The sequence below is a fragment of the Kribbella sp. NPDC051952 genome, from assembly GCF_040680855.1.
Classification (GTDB): Bacteria; Actinomycetota; Actinomycetes; order Propionibacteriales; family Kribbellaceae; genus Kribbella.
The window spans coordinates 1-10016 of record NZ_JBFAXQ010000056.1 but is presented as its reverse complement, the minus strand read 5'-3'; the positions used below and the strand labels follow the sequence as shown (position 1 = coordinate 10016).

The following is a 10016-nucleotide window of genomic DNA, read 5'->3' as shown; positions in this document are numbered from 1 at the left end:
GCGCTCAAGGTCAACGGCGCCAACGTCATCTGCGGCGGAGTCAAGACCGCCAACGCTACGGTGTACCTGATCGACTCTGTCCTGATGCCACCGGCGAGCTGAGCGTGAACGAACCTACTGCACTGCCCTGGCCGACCGGGTCGCACCTGCGACCCGGTGAGGTCACGGACGGCGACCTGCTGGCGATGACCGCGGGCGGGGACACCGCCGCCTTCAGCACGCTCTACGACCGGGTCACGCCGTGGGTGTTCGGCCTGGTCCGCAGGATCCTCCGCAACCCGGCCCAGTCCGAGGAGGTGACGCAGGAGGTGATGCTCGACATCTGGCGGACCGCGACCCGGTTCGACAGCGACCGTGGCTCGGCCCACTCGTGGATCCTCACCATCGCGCACCGTCGCGCGGTCGACCGGGTCCGCTCCGAACAGGCCTCGGCCGATCGCACCGAGCTCGCCGGCATCCGCGCCGCCGAGGTCGACTTCGACCAGGTCTCCGACACCGTCACCACCCGGCTCGAGGGCGAGCAGGTACGGCGGTGTCTCGGCACCCTGACCGAGCTCCAGCGAGAATCGATCGAGCTCGCGTACTACAACGGCTACACGTATCCCGAGGTCGCCCAGCGGCTCGGAGCGAAACTGCCGACCATCAAAGCACGCATGCGCGACGGCCTGATCAGGCTGCGCGACTGCCTCGGATCATCCACGGGGGGTAAGCCATGATCGAGGAACCCGATGTCCACACGCTGACCGGCCCTTATGTCCTCGACGCGCTTCCGGAGGACGAGCGGGCCCAGTTCGAAGCACACCTGGCCGGGTGCGACTTCTGCAGCACCGAGGTGGCCGAACTGCGCGAAGCCGCGGTCAAGCTCGCGACCCAGGTCGAGACCCCGCCGCCGCCCGCGCTCAAGACCAACGTGATGGCCGCGATCGAGCACGTCCGCCAGGTCCCGCCGCTCGTCCACGGCTCCGAGCCGGCACCGCGCAGACGGTTCACCCGCCGATCCCTGCTCGCACTCGCAGCGGCTGCCCTCGTGGTCGCCGGCGCCGGTGGTGTCGCTGTCGACCAGTACCGCGACAAGAACGACGCCATCCAGGCCAACGACCGCGTCTCCGCCGTACTGGCACAACCCGACGTACGCACGGTGCACGGCTCCGTCGCCGGCGGCGGCCAGGCCACGATCGCCATGTCCCCCGGTGCCGATGCGGCTGTCGTCGTACTGCGGGACCTTCCGAAGCTCCCGTCCGACCGGACCTGGCAGCTGTGGATGATCGATCCGGGCAAGACCGCGCACTCCGTCGGCCTGGCCGGCGGCGACCTGACCCAGGTACTCAACGGCTCGGTCACCGGCATGGCGGCCTTCGGACTCACCATCGAACCCAGCGGCGGCTCACCGAAGCCGACACTCCCCACCGCCGTGACCATCCCGATGACCTAAAGTCGCCCGCATGGATGAGGCTTCGGCCGAGGTACAGGCCCGCGTGCGGGCGAGCTTCGAGAGTCAGGGCCTGATGACCCACCTCGGCGCTCGCCTCGCGCACATCGGCCCCGGCCGCGTGCACATCGGGCTGACGAGCCGTCCCGAAGTCACCCAGCAGCACGGCTACTTCCATGCGGGCGCGTCCAGCGCGATCGCCGACAGCGCCGGTGGCTATGCGGCCCTCACGGTGTTCCCCGAAGGCAGTTCGGTACTCACGGTCGAGTACAAGATCAACCTGCTCGCGCCGGCCGAGGGCGACCACCTGGAAGCTGTCGGCACCGTCATCCGGTCCGGTCGCACGCTGACTGTATGCAATCTCGAGGTGTTCGCGATCCAGGGCACGAGCCGGAGCCATGTCGCCACCGGCCAGCAGACCCTGATCCAGATTGAGGCTCGCGCCGAGCGTTGAGGAGACTCATGAGGGCCATCGTCATCCAACGCAAGCTCGAACTCGTTGAGACCGAGCTGCCTACCCCGGTGCCGCAGGACGGCGAGGTGCGGCTCCGGATGGCGTACGGCGGAATCTGCGGATCGGACCTGCACTACTACCACGACGGCGAGATCGGCGCGTTCGTCATCCGCGAGCCACTGGTGCCCGGACACGAACTCGCCGGCACCGTCGACCTCGACCCGTCCGGCGACCTCACACCCGGCACTCCGGTGACCATCCACCCGGCCACCTTCGGCACCCCGGAGGCCGGGATCGAGGATCGACCACATCTGTGGCCGAACGGCGCCTACCTCGGGAGCGCCTCCACCTGGCCGCACACCCAGGGCGGGATGAGCGAGTTCCTTGTCGTGAGCAAGCAGATGATCCGCACCCTGCCCGCATCGTTGCCGTTGCGTCGCGCAACGTTGGCCGAACCACTGGCCGTCGCTCTGCACGCCGTCCACATCGCCGGCGACGTCCGAGGCCGGCGTGTGCTGGTCTCCGGCTCCGGCCCGATCGGCCTGCTCGCGGCCGCGGCTGCGCTCGCCGCGGGCGCCGGCGAAGTGGTGTCCATCGATGTCCTGCCGGGACCACTCCAGCGTGCCCGGGCGCTCGGCGTACACCACACGATCCAGGTCGGCACGGATGAGTTCCCGTCGGCGAGCTTCGACGTCGTACTCGAGTGCACGGGCATCGCCGCCGCGATCAACGCCGCCCTGGACGCGGCGCGCCGGGGCGGGATCGTCGTACAGGTCGGTATCCCGCCGAACGCGCCGCTCGGTGTGAACCTGTCTCCTCTGGTGACTCGTGAGCTCCAGCTCCGCGGCACGCTTCGCTTCAACGACGAGATCGGCCACGCGATCGAGCTCCTCGACGCGGATCCGCGGCTCGAGCAGGTCATCACCCACGAGTACGCGGCCGATCAGGCTGTCGAGGCTTTCGCGACCGCGACCGACTCGGAGAGCTCCGGCAAGGTCCTCATCTCACTCTGGCCGTAAGTTGCTCGAGGGTAAGTCTTGACGGTCCCGGTGAACGCCCGGTTACTCTTTGTGATGTAGGCCGACGGACCGGGCACACGGCGAAATTGGGGACGCCGGACAGTCCATAGCTCGTTCCGCGATCGGCCGGGTCAATCCATCCACACGAGTCGTGCCAGGCATTGCCGTGCCTGGCCGGGGGTTCTGCCTGCGCACGAGACCGCGCGCGGTGCTACTGACGCGCGCCCAAAACCGCTTACGAACGAATTGGTGGTGTGTTCGCTTATGACTCTGACTGATCCCGACACCGAGACGGCTGGTCAACTCAGCCTCGGTACCGCGGCCGCCCGCAACCTGGCCACGACGACCAAGTCCGAACCGCAGATGCAGGGCATCACCTCGCGGTGGCTGCTCAAGCTGCTGCCCTGGGTGGAGGCCAAGGGCGGCGCGTACCGGGTCAACCGGAGGCTGAGCTACGCGGTCGGGGACGGCCGGGTCACCTTCACCACCACCGGCGCCGACGTCCGGGTGATCCCGCAGGAGCTCTGCGAGCTCGGCATGTTGCGCAGCTTCGACGACGTCGAGGTGCTGGCCGCCCTCGCGGATCGCTTTGTCCAGCAGGAGTTCCAGCCCGGAGACGTGATCGTCGAACGCGGTCACCCGGCCGACCAGATCTGCCTGATCGCCCACGGCAAGGTGAACAGGATCGGCGTCGGCAAGTACGGCGACGAGACCGTCCTGGACACCCTCGTCGACGGCGACCACTTCACCTACCGGGCGATCCTCGAGTCCGACGACCTGTGGGAGTTCACCGTCAAGGCGATCACCCCGTGCACACTACTGTCGTTGTCGCAGGCATCGTTCGAGGAACTGGTCTCGCAGTCCGACAGCCTGCGCACCCACATCGAGCACTTCCGCGACAGCCCCGAGGCAGCCCAGGACGAGTACGGCGAGGCCGCCATCGAGCTCGCCGCCGGCCACGCCGGCGAGTCGGACCTGCCCGGTACGTACGTCGACTACGAGACGACTCCCCGTGAGTACGAGCTGAGCGTCGCGCAGACCGTCCTGCGCGTGCACACCCGGGTCGCGGATCTCTACAACCATCCGATGGACCAGACCGAGCAGCAGTTGCGGCTCACCATCGAGGCCCTGCGCGAGCGGCAGGAACACGAGATGGTCAACAATCGCGACTTCGGCCTGCTGCACAACGCGGATCTGAGCATGCGGATCCCGACCCGCAGCGGCCCGCCGACGCCGGGCGACCTGGACGAACTGCTCAGCCTGGTCTGGAAGGAACCGGCCTTCTTCTTGGCGCATCCGCGCTCGATCGCCGCGTTCGGCCGCGAGTGCACGAAGGCGGGCATCTACCCGGACGCGATCGATGTCGGCGGACACCGGTTGCCGGCCTGGCGCGGCGTACCGATCTTCCCGTGCAACAAGCTCGGGATCAGCGACACGCGAACCAGCTCGATCCTGCTGATGCGGACCGGCGCGGACAACCAGGGTGTGATCGGGCTGCATCAGACCGGCCTGCCGGACGAGTACGAGCCGGGGCTGTCGGTGCGGTTCATGAACATCAGCGAGAAGGCGATCATCAACTATCTCGTGAGCGCCTACTACTCGGCCGCCGTACTCGTGCCGGACGCGTTAGGCATCCTCGAAGGCGTGGAGATAGGCCGAGAGGGCTGATCCATGGCGCAGCCGTATGAGCTGCCCGACTTCTACGTGCCCTACCCGGCCAGGATCAATCCCCACCTGGACGGTGCCCGGGCGCACAGCAAGTCATGGGCCTACGAGTTCGACATGATCGACGTACCGCAGGACGGTCACCACGTCTGGGACGAGCACGACTTCGACTCCCACGACTACGCGTTGCTCTGTGCCTACACGCATCCGGACGCCGACGGTCCGGCGCTCGACCTGGTCACCGACTGGTACGTGTGGGTGTTCTACTTCGACGACCACTTCCTCGAGCTGTACAAGAAGACCCGCGACATTCCGGCCGCGAAGGCATACCTGGACCGACTGCCGCTGTTCATGCCGGCCGAGGGTTCGATCACCGAGACGCCGGTGAATCCGGTCGAGCGCGGGCTCGTCGACCTGTGGAACCGGACCATCCCGGCGATGTCCACCGGCTGGCGGCAGCGGTTCCGGCAGACCACAGAGGCTCTACTCGCCGAGTCCCTGTGGGAACTGTCGAATATCAGCGCCGGCCGGTTGGCGAACCCGATCGAGTACGTCGAGATGCGCCGCAAGGTCGGCGGTGCGCCCTGGTCGGCGAACCTGGTCGAGTACGTGACCGCCGAGGTGCCGACGGAGGTCGCCGGCTCGCGGCCGATGCAGGTCCTGAGCGACACGTTCTCCGACGCCATCCACATGCGCAACGACCTGTTCTCGTACCAACGTGAGGTCGAGGTCGAAGGGGAGGTGAACAACGCGGTCCTGGTGATGGAGAAGTTCTTCGGCTGTCCGACCCAGCAGGCCGCGGAGCTGGTCAACGACATCCTCACCTCGCGGTTGCACCAGTTCGAGAACACCGCCGTGGTCGAGGTGCCCGCCCTACTGCGGGAACGCGGGATCGATCCCAAGGGCCATCTCGACGTACTCAACTATGTCAAGGGATTGCAGGACTGGCAGTCCGGCGGTCACGAGTGGCACCTGCGCTCCAGCCGCTACATGAACCGGGGCGGCAAGGCGGCACTGGGCTCGAACGGACTCGGTACGTCGGCCCTCCGCATCTTCTCGTCCCTCGCCGCGACCGCGCCGTACCGGACCCGTTCGCACGGCTTCGTCCCGTACCAACCCGTTGGGCCGACCAACCTTCCCGACCTCTACATGCCGTACCAGGCGAAGCTGAGTCCTCATCTCGCCACAGCCCGGTTCAACATCCTGGAGTGGGGTGAGCGGACCGGCATCACCGACGGGACGATCTGGGACGCCCGGATGCTCGCGGCGTTCGACCTCCCGTTGTGCGCGGCCGGGATCTTCCCGGAAGCGTCACCGGAGCAACTCGACCTCGCCAGTGGTTGGCTGGCGTGGGGAACGTACGCCGACGACTACTACCCGGTCGTGTTCGGGACCCGGCGTGACCTGGCCGGGGCTCGTGCGACTACTGCCCGGCTGTCGTCGTTCATGCCGATCGATCTGGTCATGCCGATTCCGGCGACGCCGCTGGAGCGGTCGCTGGCCGACCTGTGGGTGCGAACGGCCGGGCCGATGACCGTCGCGCAGCGGGAGCAGTTCCGGCACGGGGTCGACACGATGACGGACAGCTGGTTGTGGGAGCTGGCCAATCAGGCGCAGAACCGGATCCCCGATCCGGTCGACTACATCGAGATGCGCCGGCGGACCTTCGGCTCCGACCTGACCATGAGCCTGTGCCGGATCGGGCACGGCAACCGGATCCCTGACGAGGTCTATCGATCCCGGCCGATCAAGGCGATGGAGAGCGCCGCGGCCGACTATGCCTGCCTGCTGAACGACCTCTTCTCCTACCACAAGGAGATCCAGTACGACGGTGACTTCCACAACGGAGTGCTGGTCGCCCAGAATTTCCTTGCCTGTGACAAAGATCGGGCGGTTGCGGTGGTCAACGACTTGATGACCGCCCGGATGCGTCAGTTCGAGCATGTGGTCGCCGTCGATCTACCGACCCTGATCACCGACTTCGGCCTGGACAACGACGTCCAGCAGATGCTGCAGCGCTACACGGAGGAGCTGCAGAACTGGATGTCCGGGATCCTCGTCTGGCATCAGGACTGCCATCGCTACCAGGCGTCCGACCTGCCCCATCGGCAACCCACGCGACCGCGTCTGTTGCACAGTCCGACCGGGCTGGGGACCGCCGCCTTCCGCCTGCACAGAAAGACCGGTGTGGCATGAATGGGCAACTGAGTCTCAGCCCTGCGGCAGCCAGGCAGCTGTCCACCACGACCAAATCGGTTCCGCAGATGCAGGGCATCACGCCCCGCTGGCTCCTGCGGATGCTGCCCTGGGTCGAGACAACCGGTGGCACCTACCGGGTGAACCGGCGGACCACCTTCACCCTCGGCGACGGCCGGCTGAGCTTCTCGGTCACCGGATCGGATGTGCGAGTCATTCCGGCCGAGCTCACCGAACTGCCACCGCTGCGAGACTTCGCCGACACCGAGGTGCTGGTCGCTCTGGCCGACCGGTTCCGGCGTGAGGACCTCGAGCCAGGGCAGGTGATCGCCGAGTTCGGCAGCCGGGTGGACGACGTCGTACTGATTGCTCACGGCAAGGTGGCGAAGACCGGGATCGGGGCTTATGGGGCCGGCACCGACCTGGGCACCGTTGCCGACGGCGACTATCTCGGTGCGCAGTTGATGACCGAGCCGCCGGAGAACCTCTGGGAGTACACGACGCGGGCACTGACCAGTTGCGTCGTACTCAAGTTGAGCCGGTCGGACTTCACCGAGCTGGTCGAGCGGTCAGAGTCATTGCGCGCGCATCTGGACATCGTACGGCAGCGGCCGAAACCCTCGCAGAACAAGGCGGGTGAGGCGGCGATCGATGTCGCGTCCGGGCATGCCGGCGAGGACCAACTGCCGGGGACGTACGTCGATTACGATCCGGCGCCGCGTGAGTACGAGTTGAGTGTGGCGCAGACGATCCTGCGGGTGCAGACCCGGGTCGCGGATCTCTACAACGAGCCCATGGATCAGACCGAGCAGCAGTTGCGGCTCACCATCGAGGCGTTGCGGGAGCGGCAGGAGTTCGAGCTGCTCAACAACAGGGACTTCGGTCTGTTGCACAACGCCGACTACCAGCAGTGCATCTACACGCGAAGTGGGCCGCCGACACCGGACGACTTCGACGAGCTGCTCACCCGGCGGCGCAAACCTCGACTGCTGCTGGCACATCCGCGGGCGATCGCCGCCTTCGGTCGTGAGTGCACCCGGCGGCGGGTGTATCCGGAGACCGTGACTGTCGAGGGCCAAACGGTGCAGGCGTGGCGCGGCGTGCCGCTGCTGCCGTCGAACAAGATCCCGATCTCGAGCACCAACACCACGTCGGTGCTGGTGCTGCGGACCGGGGCCGAGGACGAAGGGGTGGTCGGGCTGCGGCAGACCGGACTTCCCGACGAGGTCGAGCCGGGCCTGAACGCCCGGTTCATGGGCATCAGCGAGAAGGCGGTCAGCTCGTACCTGGTCAGCACGTACTACTCGGTCGCAGTACTCGTCCCGGACGCGCTCGGTGTCCTGGAGAACGTCGAGCTCGGTGGATGAGGAGCGATGCGATGTCCATGCTTCAGGAGACCAGTCAAGGGGATCGATCCGCGGCCGAGGTGCTCGCGTGGAGCCGGTCGCAGTTCGAGCCCGCCCTCCGTGACGCCGTCGGTACGTTGCCGCCGGCAACTCGACGGATCGCCGACTACCACTTCGGCTGGGCCGACGAGGAGGGCAGGCCCGCCCATGCGGACGGCGGCAAGGCGATCCGGCCCGCCTTGGTCCTGCTGACCGCGCAAGCCGTCGGAGGTACGGCGGAATCCGCACTGCCGGCCGCGGTTGCGGTGGAGCTGGTGCACAACTTCTCGTTGCTGCACGACGATGTGATGGATTGCGACACCGCCCGGCGGCATCGCGCCACCGCGTGGACTGTGTTCGGGTTGGGTCCGGCGATCCTGGCCGGAGATGCGCTGCTCGGACTCGCTTTCGACGTACTCGTCGGCAGTGGTCATCCGGATCGTGGGGACGCGGCTCGGATGCTGGGGGCGGCGGTCCAGGAGCTGGTCGACGGGCAGTTGGCCGACGCGGACTTCGAGACGCGCGCTGACGTCGTACCGGCTGAGTGTGTGCGGATGGCTCAGCTCAAAACCGGTGCGCTGCTCGGGTGCTGCACGGCTTTGGGTGCGCTGTTCGGTGGCGGCAGGCCGGAGCAGGTCGACCACCTGCGGTTGTACGGCGAGGATCTCGGGCTCGCGTATCAGTACGTCGATGATCTGCTCGGCATCTGGGGGAAGCCGTCGATCACCGGCAAGCCCGTGTACTCCGACCTGCGGCGGCGGAAGAAGTCGCTGCCGGTCGTGGCCGCCTTGTCCTCAGGTACGCCGGCCGGGCGCAGGCTGGCCACGATGTACGAGCGATCGGACGAGCTGTCCGACGCCGAGCTCGTGGACGCTGCCGTCCTCGTCGAGAGCGCCGGTGGCCGCGAGGTCAGTCAGGCGCAGGCGGATGCGTTGCTGGCATCCGCGCTGGGAGAGCTGTCTTCGGCCGAGGCGGTCGCGCCGGCGGCCGCGGAGCTGGAGAGGTTGGCCCGGCTGGCCACACGCCGCGATCACTAGTGAGGGGGATCTCTGTGCCTGGTACTGCGCTGACACGAACCATTCTGCTCGCGTCGCCGCGCTCGTTCTGCGCAGGTGTGGAACGTGCCGTCGACATCGTCGAACGACTACTCGCGGCCCGCTCGGGGCCGGTCTTTGTCCGCAAACAGATTGTTCACAATACGCACGTCGTCGAGGAACTGCGCAAGCGCGGCGCCGTCTTCGTCGACGAACTCGACGAGGTACCGGCAGGTGCCACCGTCGTCCTCTCCGCACACGGGGTTGCGCCGGCCGTCCGACAGGACGCCGCGCAGCGCGGGTTGGACGTGGTCGATGCCACCTGTCCGCTGGTCACCAAGGTGCACGTGGAGGCACGCCGGTACGCCGCGCGCGGGCACACCGTCGTACTCATCGGGCATGCCGGTCATGAGGAGGTGGAGGGGACGCTCGGCGAGGCACCCGAGCAGACCGTGCTGGTCGAGTCGGTCGAGGACGTCGCGGAGCTGGAGGTCGAGGATCCGTCGCGGGTCGCTTATCTGACCCAGACCACGCTGGCCGTGGACGAGACGACAGCGTTGATCGATGCCTTGCGCAACAAATTTCCCGGTGCGCGCGGGCCGGACACGGCCGACATCTGTTACGCGACGACCAATCGGCAGGCCGCGTTGACCGCGATCGCCGAGGCGGCGGAGCTGGTGATCGTGGTCGGGTCGGCCAACTCGTCGAACTCGCGGCGGCTGGTGGAACTTGCCGAGCGCGACGACCTGCAGACGGTCGAGGGCGTCGGCGAGAACCGCGCCCGCACGGTCCGCGAAGGCCTGTCCCGGCTGGCCGAATCGAGCATCCTCGAAC

At 67.4% G+C, this 10016-nt stretch carries 9 protein-coding genes; all 9 read left to right on the top strand.

Going from position 1 to position 10016, the window contains the following annotated elements; all coding sequences use genetic code 11:
* Positions 1-104 precede the first annotated feature (104 nt).
* Positions 105-716 (top strand): ECF RNA polymerase sigma factor SigK, encoded by a 612-nt coding sequence (gene sigK / locus AB0L70_RS41595; protein WP_363692467.1) that lies wholly within the window; start codon positions 105-107, stop codon positions 714-716.
* Positions 713-1432, top strand: coding sequence for an anti-sigma factor (locus AB0L70_RS41590; RefSeq protein ID WP_363692465.1), 720 nt, complete (start codon positions 713-715; stop codon positions 1430-1432). Before sigK ends, AB0L70_RS41590 begins: the two co-directional genes overlap by 4 nt.
* A gap of 10 nt (positions 1433-1442) precedes the next feature.
* Entirely contained in the window at positions 1443-1883 is a 441-nt protein-coding gene (locus tag AB0L70_RS41585; protein WP_363692464.1) for a PaaI family thioesterase, read from the top strand.
* Positions 1884-1891: 8 nt separating this feature from the next.
* Positions 1892-2902, top strand: coding sequence for a zinc-binding dehydrogenase (locus tag AB0L70_RS41580; RefSeq protein WP_363692463.1), 1011 nt, complete (start codon positions 1892-1894; stop codon positions 2900-2902).
* Between the two features lie 264 nt (positions 2903-3166).
* The gene (locus AB0L70_RS41575) at positions 3167-4570 is read left to right on the top strand and encodes a family 2B encapsulin nanocompartment shell protein (protein WP_363692462.1); all 1404 of its coding nucleotides are present in this window, start codon (positions 3167-3169) and stop codon (positions 4568-4570) included.
* 3 nt (positions 4571-4573) lie between these two features.
* A complete protein-coding gene (locus AB0L70_RS41570) occupies positions 4574-6763 on the top strand; it encodes a germacradienol/geosmin synthase (protein WP_363692461.1) in 2190 nt (729 codons plus the stop codon).
* Positions 6760-8130 carry a family 2B encapsulin nanocompartment shell protein gene (locus AB0L70_RS41565; protein WP_363692460.1) on the top strand — a complete coding sequence of 457 codons (1371 nt, stop codon included), beginning with the start codon at positions 6760-6762 and terminating at the stop codon, positions 8128-8130. Before AB0L70_RS41570 ends, AB0L70_RS41565 begins: the two co-directional genes overlap by 4 nt.
* Positions 8131-8141: 11 nt before the next feature.
* On the top strand, positions 8142-9185 hold the full coding sequence (locus tag AB0L70_RS41560; RefSeq protein ID WP_363692459.1) for a family 2 encapsulin nanocompartment cargo protein polyprenyl transferase: 1044 nt from the start codon (positions 8142-8144) through the stop codon (positions 9183-9185).
* A gap of 14 nt (positions 9186-9199) precedes the next feature.
* On the top strand, positions 9200-10016 hold an 817-nt coding region (gene ispH, locus AB0L70_RS41555), incomplete at its 3' end, for a 4-hydroxy-3-methylbut-2-enyl diphosphate reductase (RefSeq protein ID WP_363692458.1).